15 protein-coding genes and 1 pseudogene are annotated in these 19590 nt (G+C 72.0%); 12 read left to right on the top strand and 4 right to left on the bottom strand.

Features of this window, described 5'->3' with window-relative positions; all coding sequences use genetic code 11:
• Window positions 1-5 precede the first annotated feature (5 nt).
• The 10 genes and pseudogenes from ACZ573_RS31525 (at window position 6) to ACZ573_RS31480 (ending at window position 10971) form a co-directional block, all read left to right on the top strand.
• The gene (locus ACZ573_RS31525; RefSeq protein WP_471310733.1) at window positions 6-1115 is read left to right on the top strand and encodes an aryl-sulfate sulfotransferase; all 1110 of its coding nucleotides are present in this window, start codon (window positions 6-8) and stop codon (window positions 1113-1115) included.
• A 200-nt stretch (window positions 1116-1315) separates the two neighbouring features.
• A complete protein-coding gene (locus ACZ573_RS31520; protein WP_471310730.1) occupies window positions 1316-2329 on the top strand; it encodes an amino acid ABC transporter permease in 1014 nt (337 codons plus the stop codon).
• Window positions 2326-3114: an amino acid ABC transporter ATP-binding protein gene (locus tag ACZ573_RS31515; protein WP_471310727.1), complete on the top strand. Its 789-nt coding sequence runs from the start codon at window positions 2326-2328 to the stop codon at window positions 3112-3114. The genes ACZ573_RS31520 and ACZ573_RS31515 overlap by 4 nt, the downstream gene beginning before the upstream one ends.
• 64 nt (window positions 3115-3178) lie before the next feature.
• Window positions 3179-4198: an ABC transporter substrate-binding protein gene (locus ACZ573_RS31510; RefSeq protein ID WP_471310724.1), complete on the top strand. Its 1020-nt coding sequence runs from the start codon at window positions 3179-3181 to the stop codon at window positions 4196-4198.
• 112 nt (window positions 4199-4310) lie between these two features.
• Window positions 4311-4574 (top strand): annotated as a pseudogene (locus ACZ573_RS31505) (GNAT family N-acetyltransferase); the annotation flags it as partial.
• Window positions 4575-4629: 55 nt separating this feature from the next.
• Window positions 4630-5883, top strand: coding sequence for an LLM class flavin-dependent oxidoreductase (locus tag ACZ573_RS31500; protein ID WP_471310722.1), 1254 nt, complete (start codon window positions 4630-4632; stop codon window positions 5881-5883).
• Window positions 5884-5931: 48 nt separating this feature from the next.
• Complete coding sequence (locus ACZ573_RS31495) at window positions 5932-7320, top strand: NtaA/DmoA family FMN-dependent monooxygenase (RefSeq protein ID WP_471310720.1); 1389 nt, start codon at window positions 5932-5934, stop codon at window positions 7318-7320.
• Entirely contained in the window at window positions 7317-8378 is a 1062-nt protein-coding gene (locus ACZ573_RS31490) for an LLM class flavin-dependent oxidoreductase (RefSeq protein WP_471310717.1), read from the top strand. Before ACZ573_RS31495 ends, ACZ573_RS31490 begins: the two co-directional genes overlap by 4 nt.
• An 11-nt stretch (window positions 8379-8389) precedes the next feature.
• On the top strand, window positions 8390-9526 hold the full coding sequence (locus ACZ573_RS31485; protein WP_471310714.1) for an LLM class flavin-dependent oxidoreductase: 1137 nt from the start codon (window positions 8390-8392) through the stop codon (window positions 9524-9526).
• A gap of 122 nt (window positions 9527-9648) precedes the next feature.
• Window positions 9649-10971, top strand: a complete 1323-nt coding sequence (locus ACZ573_RS31480; protein ID WP_471310711.1) for a TolB family protein — start codon at window positions 9649-9651, stop codon at window positions 10969-10971.
• Between the two features lie 22 nt (window positions 10972-10993).
• Here the strand turns inward: ACZ573_RS31480 and ACZ573_RS31475 are convergent, their stop codons facing one another.
• From ACZ573_RS31475 to ACZ573_RS31465, 3 genes are all read right to left on the bottom strand, one after another.
• Window positions 10994-13864 carry a helix-turn-helix transcriptional regulator gene (locus ACZ573_RS31475; protein ID WP_471310708.1) on the bottom strand — a complete coding sequence of 957 codons (2871 nt, stop codon included), beginning with the start codon at window positions 13862-13864 and terminating at the stop codon, window positions 10994-10996.
• Window positions 13865-13961: 97 nt separating this feature from the next.
• Window positions 13962-15527, bottom strand: coding sequence for a hypothetical protein (locus ACZ573_RS31470; protein WP_471310705.1), 1566 nt, complete (start codon window positions 15525-15527; stop codon window positions 13962-13964).
• Between the two features lie 129 nt (window positions 15528-15656).
• On the bottom strand, window positions 15657-15851 hold the full coding sequence (locus ACZ573_RS31465) for a hypothetical protein (RefSeq protein ID WP_471310702.1): 195 nt from the start codon (window positions 15849-15851) through the stop codon (window positions 15657-15659).
• Between the two features lie 254 nt (window positions 15852-16105).
• On the opposite strand from ACZ573_RS31465, the gene ACZ573_RS31460 reads away from it, so the two are divergent.
• Both ACZ573_RS31460 and ACZ573_RS31455 read left to right on the top strand, forming a co-directional pair.
• Window positions 16106-17071, top strand: a complete 966-nt coding sequence (locus ACZ573_RS31460; protein WP_471310699.1) for a fibronectin type III domain-containing protein — start codon at window positions 16106-16108, stop codon at window positions 17069-17071.
• A gap of 62 nt (window positions 17072-17133) precedes the next feature.
• The gene (locus tag ACZ573_RS31455; protein WP_471310696.1) at window positions 17134-19230 is read left to right on the top strand and encodes an ATP-binding protein; all 2097 of its coding nucleotides are present in this window, start codon (window positions 17134-17136) and stop codon (window positions 19228-19230) included.
• A 152-nt stretch (window positions 19231-19382) separates the two neighbouring features.
• Here ACZ573_RS31455 and ACZ573_RS31450 read toward each other — a convergent pair whose 3' ends face one another.
• On the bottom strand, window positions 19383-19568 hold the full coding sequence (locus ACZ573_RS31450) for a DUF5999 family protein (protein WP_471310693.1): 186 nt from the start codon (window positions 19566-19568) through the stop codon (window positions 19383-19385).
• Window positions 19569-19590: the final 22 nt, after the last annotated feature.

Below are 19590 nucleotides of genomic sequence, written 5' to 3'. Positions count from 1 at the left end.
CTCCCATGACCGTCGACCAGAACACCCTGCGCCGCCGCGGCGTCGGCCTGATCGCCCACGACCCCGAGCGCAGCTACGGCGGCCTCACCCTCTACACACCGATCACCAGCGCCGGCGAGATCCACCTCGTCGACATCGAGGGCCGGCCGGTCCACACCTGGAACTCCCCGCACCCGCCCGGCCGCCAGGCGCAGATCCTTCCGAACGGGAACCTCTTCTACGCGGCCAAGGACACCGGCGGCCCGACCCTCTTCCCCATCTGGGACGTCTACCACGGCGGCATCTTCCAGGAGCTGGCCCCGGACTCGACGGTGATCCGCGAGGTCCGGCACCCCTTCCACCACCACGACGCCTCGCTCCTGCGCAACGGAAACCTGATCATCGGGGCGGTCGAGCCGCTGGACCCGGCCGACGCGGCCCGGATCCGCGGCGGCATCCCCGGATCCGAGGCGCCCGGCGGGGTGATCTACGGGGACGTGGTGTACGAACTGACCTGGGACGGGGAGATCGTGTGGCGCTGGGCAGCCATCGAGCACCTGGACCCGGCGGAGGTGCCGCTGAACCCGCACTTCGCCCGCAACCACTGGCCGATGGCCAACACCGTCAACGAGAGCGCGGACGGCTCGATCGTGGTGGGCTTCCGCAGCGCGTCCACCACCGTGTCGGTGGACCGCGCCGACGGGTCCGTGCGGTGGCGCATCGGCCCGGACGTGCTGGCCCAGCAGCACCATCCGCACGAACTGCCCGGAGGCACCCTGCTGGTCTTCGACAACGGCACCTACCGCGACACCACTTCGGTGCCGTACTCGCGGGTGCTGGAGCTCGACCCGTCCACCGGCAAGGAGGTGTGGGCGTACGAGGACAACCCGCCGCAGAACTTCTTCAGCCCGTACATGTCCAGCGCCCAGCGCCTGCCGAACGGCAACACCTTCATCGCCGAAGGCTCCTTCGGACGGCTCTTCGAGGTGACCCCCGGCGGGGAGGTCGTATGGGAGTTCGTGGTCCCGCAGTTCCGGTCCTTCGGGGAGGGCGTGGGCCTGGAGTCCTCGGCCGGCTCCCAGAACTCGGTCTTCCGCGCCTACCGGTACGCCGCGGAGCAGATCCCCTGGCTGTGAGACAGACCCTCACACCCCATCAGCCCCCAGACCCCACATACTCCACGCACCCCGAATTATTTCGCCGGAAGGCGTTTCATGTACGGCCGATTAAATTGCCGCACGCTTATCCGGATACCGATCAGGAACGTTGACAGCCCTTCTCCGGGCTGCCTAGTTTACGCCGCAGACAACGACATCGGCGGCCTCTTCTTTCCGGCATGACGGCTGCTTTTTCGATTCTTCGATTTGTCGAAGCTGCTGGAGTGTCCGTGACCGAATCCCTTGTCCTCGCCGCGCCCACCGGCCCTTCCGGCCCGCCCGCGCCGGCCGAGCGGGTCCGCCCGCTCCGCCGGCCCGGGCGGTGGCTCGCCACCGGCGTCGTGCTGGTGCTCGCCGCCCAGGCCGCGCACGGGCTGCTCACCAACCCCTTCTACCAATGGGACCGCTTCGCCTACTGGTTCCTGCGGCCCGTCATCCTCGACGGGCTGCTCATCACCCTCCAGGTGGCGGCGTACAGCGCGGTGCTGGGCCTGGCCGGCGGTGTTCTGCTCGCCCTCGCCAGGCTCTCCGCCAACCCGGTGCTGCGGTCGGCGAGCTGGGCGTACGTCTGGCTGCTGCGATCCGTGCCGCTGATCGTCGTCCTGCTCTTCCTCTACAACCTCGGGGCGCTCTACCCCACCATCGGCATCGGGGTGCCGTTCGGACCGGCCTTCCTCACCTTCGACGAGTCCCGGCCGGCCCCCGAGATGGTCATCGCGGTCCTGGGCCTGAGCCTGGCCGAAGCGGCGTACGCGGCCGAGGTGGTACGGGCGGGCCTGCTCTCCGTGGACCAGGGCCAGCACGAGGCGGCGGCCGCGCTGGGCCTGCCCGGGCGCTACCGGTTCACCCGGATCGTTCTGCCCCAGGCACTGCGCGCGATCGTCCCCTCGTACGTGAACCTGCTGATCGGGCTGGTCAAGGCCACCTCGCTGGTCTTCTACGTGTCCCTGCTCGACCTCTTCGGCTCGGTGCAGAACCTGGCCGGCACCTACCCGGGCGACGTGGTACCCCTGTTGCTGGTGGCAACCGCCTGGTACGTGATCCTCACCAGCCTGATCTCCGTCGTCCAGTTCTACGTCGAGCGGCACTACGCGCGCGGTGCGCTGCGCACGCTGCCGCCCACCCCGGCGCAGCGGGTCCGGACGGCCGTGCGCGAGCTGCGCGTCCGCTTCCGGACGGAGACGGCCCGATGACCGCGACCGACGCTCTCGCCGCGCCGGCCGCCGCGATCGAGGTCCACGACGTGCACAAGTGGTTCGCGGGCCGGCCGGTCCTGGACGGGGTGAACCTGACGGTCCCGCCGGGCACGGTCACGGTCGTCCTGGGGCGTTCCGGCTCGGGGAAGTCCACCCTGCTGCGGGTCATCAACCACCTGGAGAGGCCCGAGGCCGGGTACGTCAGCGTCGGCGGCGAGCCGATCGGCGTCCGGCGGCACGGAGGGCGGCTGAAGGAGCTGAGCGAGCGGGCGATCCTCGCCCAGCGCAGCCGGATCGGTTTCGTCTTCCAGAACTTCAACCTCTTCCCGCACCTCACCGTGCTGGACAACGTCACCGCGGCTCCGGTCGCCACCGGGCGGCTCCCCCGCGCCGAGGCCGAGGCCCTGGCACGGGAACTGCTGGACCGCGTCGGGCTCGGGGACCGGACCGGCGCCTATCCGCGGCAGCTGTCCGGCGGGCAGCAGCAGCGGGTGGCCATCGCCCGGGCCCTCGCGCTGCGGCCGGGGGTCATCCTCTTCGACGAGCCCACGTCCGCGCTCGACCCGGAGCTCGTGGGCGAGGTGCTGTCCGTGATCAAGGAGCTGGCCACCGGGGGCACCACGCTGGTGATCGTCACGCACGAGATCGGCTTCGCCCGCGAGGTGGCCGACGAGGTGGTCTTCCTCCACGACGGCCGCATCGTCGAACAGGGTCCGCCCGCGCTGGTCCTGGACCGGCCCTCCCACCCGCGCACCCGGGAGTTCCTGAGCAAGGTCCTGTGACCCCGCCCCTCCCTCACCCCCACCCCCACTCTCACCCGCACTCCCACTCCCGCAAAGGAACGCCATGCACCACGAGCCCACCCTGCGCGTCAGACTCCTGCGGGGCCTCGGCGCCGCGACGGCGGCCGTGACCCTCGCCGGCGGACTCACCGCGTGCGGTGATGCCGAGGCCACCGGGACGGCGACGGCCTCCGGCAAGGTCACCGTCGGCGCGGAGTCCAACGGCGCCGCGCGGCAGACCGAACTGTCCGTCCCCGTCGTCGAGTCGCTGCGCGCCCGGCTGCCCCAGGCCGTCCGCGAACGGGGCGAGCTGGTCGTCGGCGTCGGCGCGCTCCCCGCCGGCTTCCCGCCGCTGGCCTACCTCGGCACCGACCAGAAGACGCTCACCGGGGCGGAACCGGACCTGGGCCGGCTGGTGGCCGCCGCCCTCGGGCTCAAGCCGGTCGTGAAGAACTCCACCTGGGAGAACCTCTTCGTCGGCATCGACAGCGGCAAGGTCGACGTGGCTTTCACGAACGTCACGGTCACCGAGGAACGCAAGAAGAAGTACGAGTTCGCCTCGTACCGGCAGGACAACCTGGCCTTCGAGGTGCTGAAGGACAGCTCCTGGAACTTCGGCGGCGACTACCGCAACCTCGCGGGCCGGACGGTCGCCGTCAGCTCGGGCACCAACCAGGAGAAGATCCTCCTGGAGTGGCAGAAGAAGCTGCAGGCCGAGGGCAAGGACCTCACCGTCAAGTACTTCCCCGACACCAACAGCGTCTTCCTCGCCCTGAGCGGCAAGAAGATCGACATCAACTTCGCCCCGAACCCCTCCATCGCCTACCACGTCACCCAGACCGCGAACGGCAGCACCCCCACGCGCAACGCGGGGTCCTTCTCCGGCGCCGGCGAGTCCTTGCAGGGCCTGATCGCGGCGACCGCCAAGAAGGACAGCGGGCTGGCCGAGCCGGTGGCGGCGGCCATCAACCACCTGATCGAGAACGGCCAGTACGAGAAACTGCTGGCCGCCTGGAACCTGTCCGACGAGGCCGTGAAGACCTCGGCGGTCAACCCGCCCGGCCTGCCCCTGAGCAACTCATGAGCACCCCCGCGCACACCTCGCCGAACCCCCACGTCCTGAACCCCCACGTCCTGGACAACCCGGCCTGGGCCTCCCTGTCCGGCGCGCACACCGCCTTCGCCCAGTACCCGGCGGGCGGCGGCTGCGTCCGCCCGGCTGGACCGAGATCAGCGCGGTGTGCACCCATCCCGGCCACCGGGGCCGGGGCCTGGCGACGAGGCTGGTGCGGGCGGTCGCCGCGGGCATCCGGGAGCGCGGCGAGGTCCCGTTCCTGCACACCGCGGCGAGCAACACGCGGGCGATCCGGCTCTACGAGCCGATCGGCTTCACCCTGCGCCGCCGGCCCTTCTTCCTGGCCGTCCGGGCCCCGGGCAACACCGCTGCCAACTTCTCTTAATATTCCGGTCATTGTATGGCACCGCTATCGGGCGTAGCGTTTTCGAAAGAAATTGATGACGGGCCGATTACGTGATCCCGCATCGGCTTCCCTTTTTCGTACGCCGAGCAGGAAGGCGCAATTCCCCGTGTCCGTTTCCTCATCGTCCCCGGCGCCCCTGCACCTCGCCGTCGCCCTCGACGGCGCGGGCCGGCACCCGGCCGCCTGGCGCGAGCCCGGCGCCCGGCCCGCCGAGCTCTTCACCGCCCGCTACTGGGCCGGTCTCGCCGCCGAGGCCGAGACCGGGCTGCTCGACTTCATCACCTTCGAGGACGGCCTCGCCCTCCAGTCCTCCTCGCCCGCCGGACCCGACGTGCGTACGGACCGGGTCCGCGGGCGGCTGGACGCGGTGCTCACCGCGGCCCGCGTCGCACCCCTGACCCGGCACATCGGGCTGGTCCCGGCCGTGACGGCCACCCACACCGAGCCCTTCCACATCTCCAAGGCGATCGCCACGCTCGACCACGTGAGCCGGGGCCGGGCCGGCCTGCGGATCCAGGTGTCCGGGCTCGCCCACGAGGCACGGCACTTCGGGCGGCGGACCGCTCCGTTCGCGGACGGGGAGCTGTACGCGGAGGCCGCCGACCACGTCGAGGTGATCCGGCGGCTGTGGGACAGCTGGGAGGACGACGCGGAGATCCGGGACGTGGCCACGGGCCGGTTCGTCGACCGCCAGAAGCTGCACCACATCGACTTCGAGGGCCGCCACTTCAGCGTCAGGGGGCCGTCGATCACCCCGCGCCCGCCGCAGGGACAGCCCGTCGTCAGCGCGTCCGGCGACGGCGAGGCCTCGTACGCGCTCGTCGCCCGGTCCGCCGAGGTCGGATACGTGGCCGCGCGCGACGACGGCGGTACGCGCGCCGCCGTGGCGGCGATCCGGCGGGCCCGGGAGGCGGCCGGGCCCGCGGCGGACCCGCTGCACCTCTTCGGAGACCTCACCGTGTTCCTCGACGCGGACGCTCCGGCGGCCGCCGCACGCCTGGAGCGCCTCGACGCGCTCGCGGGTGCCCCGTACGCCGGTGACGGTGCGGTCTTCACCGGGAGTCCCGGGCAGCTGGCGGACCTGCTCCTGGAACGGCGTTCGGCAGGTCTGTCGGGCTTCCTGCTGCGGCCGGGCGTGATCGCCCACGACCTGCCCGCCATCACCCGGGGGCTGGTGCCGGAGCTGCAGCGGCGCGGGGCGTTCCGCCAGGAGTACGAGGCGGACACCCTGCGCGGCCTGCTCGGGCTGGACCGCCCGGCCAACCGTTACGCGCGGCCCGCAGCCTGATCACGGCCCGGCCCGCCGCCCGACCCGGACCCTCCGGAAGGACGAACCATGAGCAGCAAGCCGCTCAAGCAGATCCATCTCGCGGCCCACTTCCCGGGCGTCAACAACACCACCGTGTGGAGCGACCCGGCCGCCGGCAGCCATATCGACTTCGACTCGTTCATCCACTTCGCGCGGACGGCCGAGCGCGCCAAGTTCGACTTCCTCTTCCTCGCGGAGGGGCTGCGACTGCGCGAACAGGGCGGTGAGATATACGACTTGGACGTGGTCGGCCGGCCCGACACCTTCACGGTGCTCGCCGCCCTGGCCGCGGTGACCGAGCGCCTGGGCCTGACCGGCACCATCAACTCCACCTTCAACGAGCCCTATGAGGTGGCCCGCCAGTTCGCCACGCTCGACCACCTCTCGGAGGGCCGGGCCGCCTGGAACGTGGTCACCTCCTGGGACGCCTTCACCGGCGAGAACTTCCGGCGCGGCGGATTCCTGCCGCGTGAGGATCGCTACTCCCGCGCCCAGGAGTTCCTGGCCACCGCCACCGAGCTGTTCGACTCCTGGGACGGCTCGGAGATCGCCGCCGACGCGGGGTCCGGCACCTTCCTGCGCGACGCGCGGGCCGGGGCCTTCGCCCACCGGGGCCGGCACTTCGACATCGAGGGCCGCTTCAACGTGCCGCGCAGCCCGCAGGGCCGTCCAGTGATCTTCCAGGCGGGCGACTCCGAGGAGGGCCGGGAGTTCGCCGCCGCCGGCGCCGACGCGATCTTCGGCCGGTACGGAACCCTCGACGCGGGACGGGAGTTCTACGCGGACGTCAAGGGCCGGCTCGCCCGGCACGGCCGTACGCACGACCAGCTGAAGATCCTGCCCGCGGCCACCTTCGTCCTCGGGGACACCGACGCGCAGGCGCGGGAGATCGCGCACGAGGTGCGCCGCCTCCAGGTGAGCGGACAGACCGCGATCAAGTACCTGGAGCACGTCTGGAACCGGGACCTGTCCGCCTACGACCCGGACGGTCCGCTGCCCGAGATCGACCCGAAGGTCGGGGAGAACACCATCGCCCTCGGGCGGGCGAGCGTACGGCAGTTCCGCGATCCGCTCGCCACGGCCCGGCAGTGGCGCGAGCTGGCCCGGGCCAAGAACCTGTCGATCCGCGAGCTGGTCATCGCGACCACCGCCGACCAGACCTTCGTGGGCTCGGCCGCCACGATCGCCGAGTCGATCAACACGCTGGTGCAGGCGGACGCCGCCGACGGTTTCATCCTGGTCCCCCACATCACCCCGGGCGGTCTGGACGGCTTCGCGGACTCCGTCGTACCGCTGCTCCAGGAGCGGGGGGTCTTCCGCACCGAGTACGAGGGCACCACCCTGCGCGACCACCTCGGCCTCGCGGCTCCGGCCCTGGCACCGGCCCCGGCCCCGGCTCCGGCCCCGGCCTCGTGAAATTCCTCGCCATCACCCTGATCACGGACTCCCCCGACCCCGCGACGGGTGGCCTCAAGCCCACCCGGGAGCGGTTCCGTGAGGTGGTCACCGCCGCGCTGCTGGCGGAGGAGCTCGGCTTCGACGGCTTCGGCGTGGGCGAGCGCCACGAGCGGCCCTTCCTGTCCTCCTCGCCACCCGTGGTGCTCAGCCACATCGCCGCGCTCACCCGCCGGATCCGGCTGTTCACCGCCGTCACCACCCTGAGCCTGCTCGACCCGGTGCGGGCGTACGAGGACTACGCGACGCTCGACCACCTCAGCGACGGGCGCCTGGAGCTGATGATCGGCAAGGGCAACGGCACGGCGCAGCGTGAGCTCTTCCAGGTGACCCCCGAGGACCAGTGGGAACGCAACGCCGAGGGCTACGAGCTGTTCCGCCGGATCTGGCGGGAGGACAAGGTGAGCGCGCAGCCGCGCTTCCGGCCCGCGCTGAGCGGCGCCGAGGTGCTGCCGAGGCCGTACCAGCGGACGTTGCGGGTCTGGCACGGGAGTGCCACGAGCCGGGAGTCGGTCGATCTCGCGGCGCGTTACGGCGACCCGCTGATCTCGGCGAACGTCACCCACCCGATCGGCCCGTACGCGGAGCTGATCCGCCACTACCGGGAGCGCTGGGAGCACTACGGGCACGATCCGGCCCGGGCGGTGGTCGGCGCGGGCACGGCCGGCTACCACGCGGCCCGCACCTCGCAGCAGGCGGTCGCTGCGTACCGGCCGGCGTTCGCGCGCTACCTCGCCTTCCACCAGCAGCTGGGCACGGCTCCCGTCTTCCCGACCCTGGAGGACTTCGTCGAGCGGAGCTCGGCACTGATCGGCAGCCCCCAGCAGGTGATCGAGAAGGTGCACCGCTACCACGAGGCCTTCGGCCACACGGCCCTGCACCTGCAGGCCGAGGCGGGCGGGCTCGCCGAGGCGGAGCACCGTGCCTCGCTCGAACTCTTCCAGTCGGACATCGCGCCGGTCCTGCGCCGCGCGATACCCGACCCCGCCTTCCCCGACCCTTGCCTCCCCGACCTTTAAGGAGTCCGGCCATGCCCGGCATCCCTCTCGGGGTCCTCGACCTCGTCCCCGTCTCCTCCGGTTCCACCGCCGCCGAGGCCCTGCACCGCAGCATCGATCTCGCCCGGCGGGCCGAGGAGTTCGGCTACGCCCGCTACTGGTTCGCCGAGCACCACCTCAATCCCGGGGTGGCCGGGACCTCCCCGGCGGTCGTGCTCGCGCTGACCGCCTCCGCGACCTCGGCCATCCGGCTCGGTTCCGGCGCGGTGCAGCTCGGGCACCGCACCGCGCTGTCGACCGTCGAGGAGTTCGGCCTGATCGAAGCACTGCATCCCGGGCGCATCGACCTGGGGCTGGGCCGTTCGGCGGGCCGGCCCCGGCCGTCCGACCGTCCGGGCCCGCAGCCGCCGCTCACCCCGGTCGTGGACGGGTACACGCCGAACGGGCTGCGGATCCCCGACCCGTTCTCCTTCGCCCATCTGCTGGGCCACCCGCGGGTGGCGCTCCAGCAGAAGCTGCTGAACCTGCCCGGGGCCCAGCCGCAGGAGTACGGCGAGCAGGTCGACGACGTGCTCGCGCTGCTGCGGGGCGAGTACCGCTCGCCGGAGGGGGTGGAGGCGCATGCCGTCCCCGGCGAAGGGGCCGACGTGGAGGTGTGGATCCTGGGCAGCAGCGGCGGGGTGAGTGCGGAGACGGCCGGTCGCAACGGGCTGCGGTTCGCGGCCAATTACCACGTCAGTCCGGCGGCGGTACTGGAGGCGGCCGCGGGGTACCGGGCCGCCTTCAAGCCGTCGGCCGAGCTGGACCGGCCGTATCTGTCGGTGTCCGCCGATGTGGTGGTGGCCGAGGACGAGGAGACGGCGCGCGAACTGGCCACCGGGTACGGGGCCTGGGTACGCAGCATCCGGACGGCCGAGGGGGCCATCCCCTACCCCACCCCGGCCGAGGCACGGGCCCTGCCGTGGACCGACGCGGACCGGCGGCTGGTGGCCGACCGGCTGGAGACCCGGTTCGTCGGCTCCGCGCGCACCGTCGCCGATCACCTGGAGCGGCTCCAGGCGGCGACCGGCGCGGACGAACTGCTGATCACCACGATCACGCACGGACACGCGGACCGGGTGAACTCCTACCGGCTGCTCGCCGAGGAGTGGCACCGCCGGGCGCACTGACGAGACGCGCAGGGCGCGACGCCGAAGGTGTAGGGGGTTCCCTCATGCTTCGGCCGGTCCGGCACGGAAGGCTGATCAGCGCAATTGGCTGCCGTGGCGGCGAACCGAACAGAAGGACACCCATGAGACGCATCTCCGTAATCCGCAACGCAGGGCGCGCCGTGCTCGCGCCGGGAATGGCCGCGGCGCTGCTGGCGGGCGGCGTCGCGCATGCCACGGATGCCGAACCGAAGCCGGCGGGCACGACACCGATCGGCAACTCCGCCGGCGCTCCGTCGATCTCCGCCGACGGCCGCTACGTGGCTTTCGCCTCACCGGCAAGGGATCTGGTGGCCGGCGACACGAACCGGGCGGACGACGTGTTCGTGCGCGACCGGCAGACCGGCGTCATCACCAGGGTCAGCGTCGACTCCGCGGGCAACCAGGCCAACAACGTGAGCCGGAATCCGTCGATCTCCGCCGACGGCCGCTACGTCGCGTTCGAGTCTTTCGCGACGAACCTGGTGGCCGGTGACACCAACCGCTACCGCGATGTTTTCGTGCACGACCTGCAGACCGGTGAGACGACCACGGTCAGCGTCGGAAGCCACGGCGAACAGAGCGACAGTGAGAGTTCCCATCCGTCGGTCTCCGCCGACGGCCGGTTCGTCGCGTTCGACTCCCCCGCGTCGAACCTCGTGTCCGGCGACACCAACGACAGCCACGACGTCTTCGTGCGCGACCGGCAGACCGGTGGGACCACCAGGGTCAGCGTCGATTCGAACGCTCGCCAGGGCGACGGCATCAGCCAACTGCCGTCGATTTCGGCAGACGGGCGCTACGTCGCCTTCTCCTCCGGGGCGAAGACGCTGTCCCTGTTCCCCGACAACAATCGCGCTGACGACGTGTTCGTGCACGATCGGCTGACCGGGTACACCGACCGGATCAGCGTCGGTCCCGGCGGCGTCGAAGGCAATTCCGCCAGTCGCACGGCGACCGTCTCGGGCGACGGCCGCTTCGTCGCGTTCGAATCCACGGCGTCGAATCTGGTGGCGGGCGACACCGGCGGGCCGTTCGACACGGACATCTTCCTGTACGACCGGGTCACCCGGACGACGACGCAGGTGAACCTCGGCCCCGATGGCCTGAGCGACGGCTGGACCCCCGGCCAGGAGCGGACGCCCCTCTCGGCCGACGGCCGATACATCGCCTTCGTGTCCGGCGAGGACAAGCTGGTGACCGGCGACACCAACTCCCGCTGGGACGTGTATGTGCGAGACCGGGTGACCGCCACCACGACCAGGGTCAGCGTCGCGGACGACGGCTCGCAGAGCGATGGGCACAGCTACAGCCCCGCGATTTCGGCCGACGGCCACCACGTCGCATTCACGACCGGCGCGACGAACCTGGGCGGTGACGGCACCGGCCGGAAGTTCAACCTGTACGTGCGCGGACTCGGCAACTGATGTGCCGGCTGCCGCGGCGTCCTCAGTCACGCGCCGCGGCGGCCCACACGCCGGCCAGAGCAGCCCGACCGGAGACGCCGACCTTCGCGTAGGCCCGGCCCAGGTGGACTTCGACGGTCTTGGGACTCAGATGCAGCCGGAGGCCGATGTCCCGGTTGGTCAGGCCGTCCGAGACGAGGTTGACGATCTCGACCTCACGGGCGGTCAGGTCGAACCGCTCGGCACCGCTTTCGGGCCGGGGGCCGCGCGCGTTCAGGCGCCGCTCCTCCCGCGCGACCTGGGGCAGGAACAGTTGCGCGCCACACCGGGTGAACAGCGCGCGGGCGGACACGAGGTGCGCACGGGCCTGGTCGATCGCCCCGCTGCCGCCGAACGCCGTCGCGGCGAGCAAGTGCGCCCGCCCGGCCTCCACGGCCACCCCGATCCGGCCGAACGTGCCGGCAGCGGCGACGGCGAGCGGTGCGGCTGCCGCCGGATCCGTCGGCAGCGTAGCGATCGCGCGGGCCTGCTGTGCCATGGCGGTGCGCAGCGGAAGCTCGAGCCGGCGCGCCGCGTCCTCCGCGCGGTCGGCCCATACCGCGGCTGCGGCCACCCGGCCCGCCGCGACCTCCGCCTCCGTGAGCATCAGGTACACCAATGGCCTGGTACGGGGGCCCACCGCCGGCAGCTCGGTCCCACCGCCACGGGTGAGCAGCAGCTCGATGCACGCGTGCGGATCACCCGAGTGCAACAGCGCCTGAGCCAGCATCGCCTCGGCCTGGCCGCTGCGCCAGGAACTCATGGCCGTCGTCTGGTCGTCGACGACGATGGCCTCCTTGCCCAGGCGGATCGCCTCGGCCAGGTCACCGCGCCAGGTGGTGATCCAGCACCCGAAGGTCAGCGCCATGACGCGCAGCTCCTCGCTGCCGGTCAGTTGCGCCGACTCCAGGCTGTCGTCGAAGCAGGTCGCCGCCTCCGCCAGTTCGCCGAGGTAGGCATGCACCATGCCACGGATCGCGGTCAGCAGCGCGATCTTGTGGGACTGGCCGCTCGCGCGGGCCAGTTGCAGGCCGCGGCTCATGTGCCGGCTCGCCGCCATGAGCCGATCGGCGGAGATTTCCGACCAGCTCAGCCAGAATGCCGCATCGACGTCCCGGACCAGGTCGCTGTCGGGAAGCGCGTCCAGGAGTGCGGCCGCCTCGTCCAGGCGGTCCGCCCGCCGGTCGATGAGCGTTGCGGCCGACAACGCCGTCGTGAGCAGCATCGGATCCCCGGCTTCCCGGGCGGCGGCGATCGCCTCGGCCACCCGGTCCTGTCCGTGCTCGCGCTCGACGCTCTCACCGGCGACGAGCGCGACGAGCAGGACGGCCGCCGAGTGGGCGTCGACACCTTGGACGCGTTTCCACTCGCTGTGCAGCATCGCCCTGGCCTCGGTGTAGCGCCCGAGAATCTGCTCCACCGTCGCACAGGCCCGCACTGTCTGTGCCCGGATCCGGGTGAGTTCGGCAGGCAGGAACCGCAGCACCTCGTGCATGGTCTCCCTGGCCTGCCGCAGGTCGCCCGTGGCGCCGAGTACCTGTGCCAGCCGGCCGAGCAGGACGAGGCGCTGCGGCGTGGCCGACTCCGAGTCGGGGAGCAACCGGATGGCCGCCCGCAGGAAGTGCCCGGAGGTCGCAGGCGTGGTGTGCATCGTCGCCTCGGCCGCCTCGGTGAGCACCGCGACCGCCTCGAGGTCACCTCGGACGGCGGATCGCTCCACGTGCCGGGCGAACTCGGCCGGCGGCGCGCCCCGGCTCCGGAGTGCCGACGCGGCCCGGGCGTGTGCCTGAAGCCGCCAGCCAGGACCGGCATCCTGGTAGGCGACGCTGCGCACGAGCGGATGCCGGTACCGGAACCGGCCGGTCGCCCCGTCCAGCCGCACCAGGTCACGCTCGGCGAGCCGGTCGAGCGCGGCGAGAACGGCCCCGGCGTCCATCGCCGCCGTCCGGGCGAGCGAATCGGTCTCGAAGTCGTCACCCACGACGGCGGCGGCATGCGCGACGACGCGTTCTTGCGGGGTCAGCGCGGCCAACTCGGCGGCGAGCACCGCGTGGACCGCCACCGGGATCGCCGCGTCGGGGTGGAGCGCCGTATCACCGACGGCGACACCCCGCTCACCGGCCCGCACCAGGGCTTCCAGGTAGAACGGGTTTCCGCCACTGGCCCGGTAGAGCTCTTCCCGCCGGGAACGGCCCAGGCCTTCGGGCATGACGTGGCCGGCATCGGCCCGGCTCAGCGGCGCGAGTTCCAGCAGCTCGGCGCCTCCGTCGGCCGCGGCGCGGGAGAGCGCGTGCCACAGCCGCAGCGACGTCTGCCGCGGCCTGCCGGCCAGTGCCAGGACCAGCCGCGCGCGGGGCGGGTGGCGCAGAAGGTGGTCGAGCAGCTCGACCGAACCCTCGTCCGCCCAGTGCAGATCGTCGAAGACGAGCACCAGCCCGGACGGCTCGGCGACCAGCTCCAGCAACGCCCGGACCGCTCGGTGCAGCCGGTACCGCTCCGCGTCGACCAGGTCGGCGGGGCCGGTGGCGGGAATCACCGGGAACACGGTCGCGAGGAGTGCGAGCTGCTGTTGCCCGAGGACGGCGAGACGCTCCGGGCCCAGCTCGGCGAGCCGGTCGTCGAGCGCGTTGACGAACACACCGAACGGGATGTGGGATTCGAACTCCGCCGCGCGTGCGCCGCGGACCGCCCATCCTGCTGTGTCCGCGAGCTTCCCCAGCTCCGTCAGCAGCCGGCTCTTGCCGATCCCAGGTTCGCCGGTGACCGCCACGCACCAGGTGCCACGTTCGCCCGCCAGCACCGCCCGCAGGATCGCGACTTCTCGCGCCCGGCCGGGAAATCCGCGGACGGACTCCCCTCTCACTTCGACAGTCATGCTGGCGTCGACTCACTTTCCGTCCGCGACCAGGCGATGGTACCGACGTGACCGGCCGCCCGCCGCCGGAGGGGCCCGGCGGCGGGCGGCTCGTCGGTCAGTTGTCGCGGACCGCGACGATGCCGTTGAAGACACCGACGTACGCGGTGCCGTCGGGGCCGAGGGTGATCGGGGCCCAGTTGTTGTCGTAGAGCGGACCGGTGCCGGTCAGCTGCCGCCAGCGGCGCTCACCCGTGCGGAAGTCCACGGCCGTGAGGTACCAGGCGTCGATGCCCCAGGCGTTCGGCTCCTTCTCGTAGAAGTAGAGCAGCCCGTTCGCGGTGGAGAGTTTCGGGACCACGGAGGGAGCGCGGATCGCGCTCTCCCAGACCGTGTCGCAGCCGCTGCCGTCGGCGCGGACGTCGATGCGGGCCACTCCGCCCACGACGGACTTGCCCAGCAGCAGGGTGGTGGGGTTCTCGTAGCCGTAGTTGTTCTCGACGACGATGCTGTTGCCCCAGGTGATGAGGGAGTTGTCGGTGGTCGAGGCGCCGGAGCCGAACACCGGAACCTTGCAGACCAGCCGCCGGTCGGCGGGTACGTCCACGCCCCGCTTGTAGACCAGGACGTTCATCCGGTCGTCGGCGTTGTCGGTGATGGCGACGTAGCCCTGGCCGAAGAGGTCCGGGGTGGTGCCCGAACCCTGGTTGACCGAACCGGGCTTGGACGCCGTGCCCCGGTCGTACGTCTGGCGCCACTGGATCTCGGGGGTGCCGTCGGCAGTGGCACGGAAGCTGTAGAGCGCGTGGTCGGAGACGATGGAGACACCGTCCTCGGCGACCGAGAAGGAGTTCTGGATCTCCTCGCCCCGCAGCTGGACGGAGCGGATCTGCGAGGTCACCGGGTCCACCGTGCCGACGCGGCCCTGGCGGGTGACCCACCAGATGCGGCCGTTCCAGTCGGGCATCACGGAGGTGACGGGGTCACAGGTGCCGCTGGGCCACAGGTTGGTCCAGGTCACACAGTCGTGCGGGACCTGTCCGGTGAGGTCCCAGTCGTTGTCGACCGTGAACTTCCAGCTGCCGTCGGGGTTCTGGGAGTGGGCGAGGCGCAGGATGTGCTGGCGGGAGTCGGCCAGCACGGCGCGGTCCTGGTTGTCCAGGTAGAAGTAGGCCCCGCCCGAGGTGTCCTTGAAGATCTTCGCGAAGTCGAGCGAGGTGATCGCCTCGACCGTCGAGGAGCGCTGCGGGAGCTGGTGTTCCGCGAGCGTGGCGAGCGTACGGGGCTCCAGGAGCTTGACCTTGAAGCCGGAGAAGGTGCCGCACACCGTGACGAGCCGGCCGGCCGAGTCGAAGGTCGCGGTCGCGCACTCGCCGCCGAGTGCGGCGATCTTCTCGCTGGTCACCTTCGGGTTCTTGCCGAGCGGCCCCGGCCAGGGGGAGGTGGCGCTGCCCGCCGCGTCGGAGTGCATGCCGCTGCGGCCGTTGGGCGCGAGGAAGGGGTGCTGCGGGGGTGCCTCGCCGGGGAGGGGGGCGGCGGCCGCGGGGGCGCCGTCGTAGTGGGTGACGAGGCGGTGGCCGGGGGCCTTGGGTATCTCCTCGGCCTGGGCCGGCGAGCCGCTGTACATCACCGTGAGTGCGGCGACGACGGGCAGCACGGCGCAGTTCAGCGATCTTCGGAGCATCCGGGCTTCCTCCATGTCTCTCAGCGTTGTTGACATTGCGTCTGATGTCGCGCCGCCGCCAGACGCTAGATCGCACCGCTCGAGGAGTCCATGGACGGACCGGATGATTCACGAAGGCGCAACAGTCGATCAAGGTTTGAGGCTGGACACGACGTTCGCGGTGGCCGTCAGGCCGTCGTGGATGGTCGTGGCCATGCTGCTGCTCGCGAGGTAGAAGCCGAGCAGCGCACAGACGACGGCGTGCGAGAACTTGAGACCGCCGCTGCGCAGGAAGATCCAGGCCAGGATGAGGAGCAGGACGACCACCGAGAGGGAAATCACCATCGAAACCTCCTTACTCGCCGTCATGGTGGCGCAGGAGGGGGTGCCTTCGGGCGAAAGACGTGTCCGCCGTACGGGTGTTGACCGTCCGTGACGGCCGGTCGGTCCTTGACGAACGCGTCGCGGAGCGGCCGGAGCGGGAGCAGAAGGACATGAACCCGGCACTGCGCGGGCCGGTGGGCGCAGGGGGCTTGTCGGGCTCGCGTCCGCCGTGCCATATATGTCTAGACCATTAAGGAAGCCGAGGAAGGCACCCCGTGCGACGCAGCGCCCCCACGCTCGCCCTCTGCCTGGCCGTCGCGGGCATCACCGGCATGACCGGCCTCACGGCCTGCACCGCGCCCGACACCGAACCCCCGCCCGCCCCCGCCGGACTGACCGCCCAGGCCGGCAGCGCCACCAGCGTGCACGTCATGTGGGACGCGGCGGCCGGCCGGGACGGGGTGACCGGCTACCAGGTCTTCGAAGCCGACCGCCTGGTCCGCGAACTCCCCGCCGAGAAGACCATGGTGGACATCACCGGACTCGCCCCGCAGACCGGTTACGCCTTCACGGTCCGGGCCAAGGACGCCGCCGGGAACCTCTCCGGCCCGGGCCCGGCCGCCCGGGTGACCACCCCGGCCGCCAAGGCCGAGGACCGCACGGCTCCCACCGCCCCGGCCGCCACCACCGCCCGGGCGACCGGGCCCCGGTCCGCCCAGGTGTCCTGGACGGCGGCGGCCGACGACACGGGCGTCACGGCCTACGACGTCTACCAGGGCGGCGTCCGGATCCACACCGCTGGCCCCGGCGAGAGCGCCACGGCCCTGAACAACCTGCGGCCCGACACCGTCTACACCTTCACCGTCCGGGCCCGCGACGGGGCGGACAACTCCTCCCCCGACGGCCCGCCGGTGGACGTGACGACCCCGCCCGCCTCCGGCGACGGTCCCGGCACGGCCCCCGCCGACTTCGCCGCGACCGCCTCCCCGGGCACCGTCACACTGACCTGGACCGCCCCGGACACCGGCGGCCAGACCACCGAGTACGAGCTGTACGTCAACGGACTGCCCACGACCGTCATCCAGTTCGGGGCGGGTGCGGTGCCCAGCGGCCGGGCGGAGCACCGCCTCACGGTGGCCGAGCCGACCGGCACGGTCTGGGCCGTGAAACTGCGGGCGAGACTCCCCGACGGCAACTGGGGATCCTTCTCCGCGGAGCGGCGGATCACACTCGTCGCGTGAAAGAAGACACCGATCCGGCTTGAACAGCACGGCCGCACGGGAAGATCGCGCACAATACATCCGTGTTCGGTGAGTACTCGTTCAATGACAATCAGGCAGACTCCGCGGACGGCGATCCCGGACCGGGTCCCTGCCCGGTGCCCGGCAACCTGCCCGCGGAGCCTGCGAGCTTCGTCGGCCGGGAAGACGAACTCCAGCTCCTCTACGGCCTGTTGAGCGAGCGAAGACTGGTCACCCTCACAGGGGTGGGCGGTGTCGGCAAGTCACGGCTCGCCCTGCGCGCCGTCGCCGCCGCCCGCCAGGCACGCCCCGACGGGGTCTGGTGGGTGGAGCTGTCACCCCTGCGCGATCCGAGCCTGCTCACCGCCACCATCGCCCACACCGTCGGCCTCGCCGACCACTCCCCGCGCCCGCCCGACGAGGAGCTGTGCGCGTGGATGGCCGACAAGGAGCTGCTCCTGGTGCTGGACACCTGCGAGCACCTGGTGGCCGACTGCCGCCACCTGGTCGGCGAACTCCTCCAGTCCGCACCTGGGCTGACGATCCTGGTCACCTCCCGCGAGCCGCTCGGCATGCCGACCGAGGAGGTCGTCGAGGTCCGGCCGCTGCCCTGCGAAGGGCCCGACAGCGACGCCCTCACGCTCTTCCGGGCCCGCGCCCTGGCCGCGGCCCCGCGGGCGGCGGCCGTCTTCGCCGACCCGGCGCGGACCGCGCTGGCCGCCGAGGTGTGCCGGCGCCTGGACGGCATCCCGCTGGCGCTGGAACTCGCGGGAGCCCGGCTGCGGTTGTGGACGCTGGAGCACATGGCCGAGCGGATCGGCGAACGCTTCGAGGTGCTGTCCGACGCCCGGGCCGCGCTGCCGCGCCGGCACCAGACCATGCGGACCACGATCGGCTGGAGCCACGAACTGTGCGAGCCGCTGGAACGGCTCCTGTGGGCCCGGCTCTCGGTATTCACCGGTGACTTCGACATCGCGGCGGCGCGCGCGGTGTGCTCGGGCGGGCCGCTGCCCGCCGCCCGGGTGGAGCGCGTACTGGCGGGCCTCGCCGCCAAGTCCGTCGTCCTGCGCATCGAGGTGCGCGGGACCGGGGCCCGCTACCGGATGCTCGACACGATCCGCGAGTACGGACAGGACTGGCTGGACGAGCTCGGCGAGGTGGAGATCGTCACCGACCGCCACGCCCACTGGTACGCGGCGCTCTCCCAGGCCGCCGACCGGGGATGGATGGGCCCGGGGCAGGTGGACTGGTACCGCAGGATCACCGCCGAGCACGCGCAGCTGCGCACCGCGCTGGAGCACCTGATCGCCGCCGACCCGACGGCGGCCCTGGAGATGGCCGGGGCCCTGTGGTTCTACTGGTTCGCGTGCGGGCACGTGCACGAGGGCCGCGGCTTCCTGGAGCGGGCCCTGCAGGCCGCTCCGCGCACGGGGGCCGCGTACAACCAGGCCGTGTGGGCCCTCGGACTCACCGCGCTGCTCCAGGGCGACATGGACGCGGCGCGGCAGCTCGGCGACGAGTGCACGCGCGACGCGGCCCGGCTCGCGGACCCCGAGCGGGAGCTGCGGGCGGGCTACTTGCACGCGGTGTCGGTCCTCATGCCCGGCGACCCCGTACGGGCCCTGCGTCTGGCCGGCCCCCGGGCCCGCGCGGGCCACGGCGGGCGCACCAGCGGCACGGGCTGGCTCCTGTGCAAGCTGGCCACCGGCTACGCCCTGTGCGACCTGCGCCGCTTCGAGGAGGCGACCGAGGAGGCACGGTCCCTGCGGGAGGCCTGCGCCGAGCTCGGCGAGCGCTGGCTGCGCGCGTACGCGGACTACATTTTGGCGGTGGCGGCGCTGGGCCTGGGCGACCACGGGGAGGCCGCCCGGCACGTACGGGCGATGCTCTCGGGCAAACGGCTCCTCGGCGACCGCTTCGGCATCGCGCTCGGCCTGGACCTCCTGGCCGCGGCGGTGGCCGGGCTGGGCGACGGGGAACTCGCGGCGCGGCTGCTCGGCACCGGGCACGCATGGTGGCGCACGGTGGGCCGGCCGCAGATGGGCTCACCCTCGCTGACGGCCCTGCGGGACCAGGGCGAGCGGCAGGCCCGCGCGGCGATCGGGGACGCCGCCTACGAGGCGGCGTTCCTGGGCGGCGCGGCGGCGCCCACCGGCTGAATCTCGGCCGGTGGGACCGGAGTACGGCCTAAATCCTGGGCTCCCGTCAGTACGGGAGGGGTCTGCCCGACGGTGTGCGCAGGTCCAGGTCTCGGGGGGCGGGCTTCGGGACGGGCTTACGGATCAGCTGCTGGCGCATGCTGCCTCCTCGCTCAGACCAGTACCGGGCGGCGGGGTTCCACCGTGCGGCTGTCGGGGAGCAGTTCACCGGTGTCGTCGAACACCACGACTCCGTTGCACAGCAGGCTCCAGCCCTGTTCAGGATGGGAGGCCACAATGCGGGCGGCGTCGTGATCGGCGCTGTCGGCACTAGGGCAGGGTGGCTGGTGGGAGCACATGGCGCACCTCCTCGCGAAGTGG

The sequence above is a fragment of the Streptomyces sp. NPDC040545 genome (genome assembly GCF_055595065.1).
The sequence above is the reverse complement of the archived record's forward strand: the minus strand, read 5'-3'. Positions and strand labels throughout refer to the sequence as shown.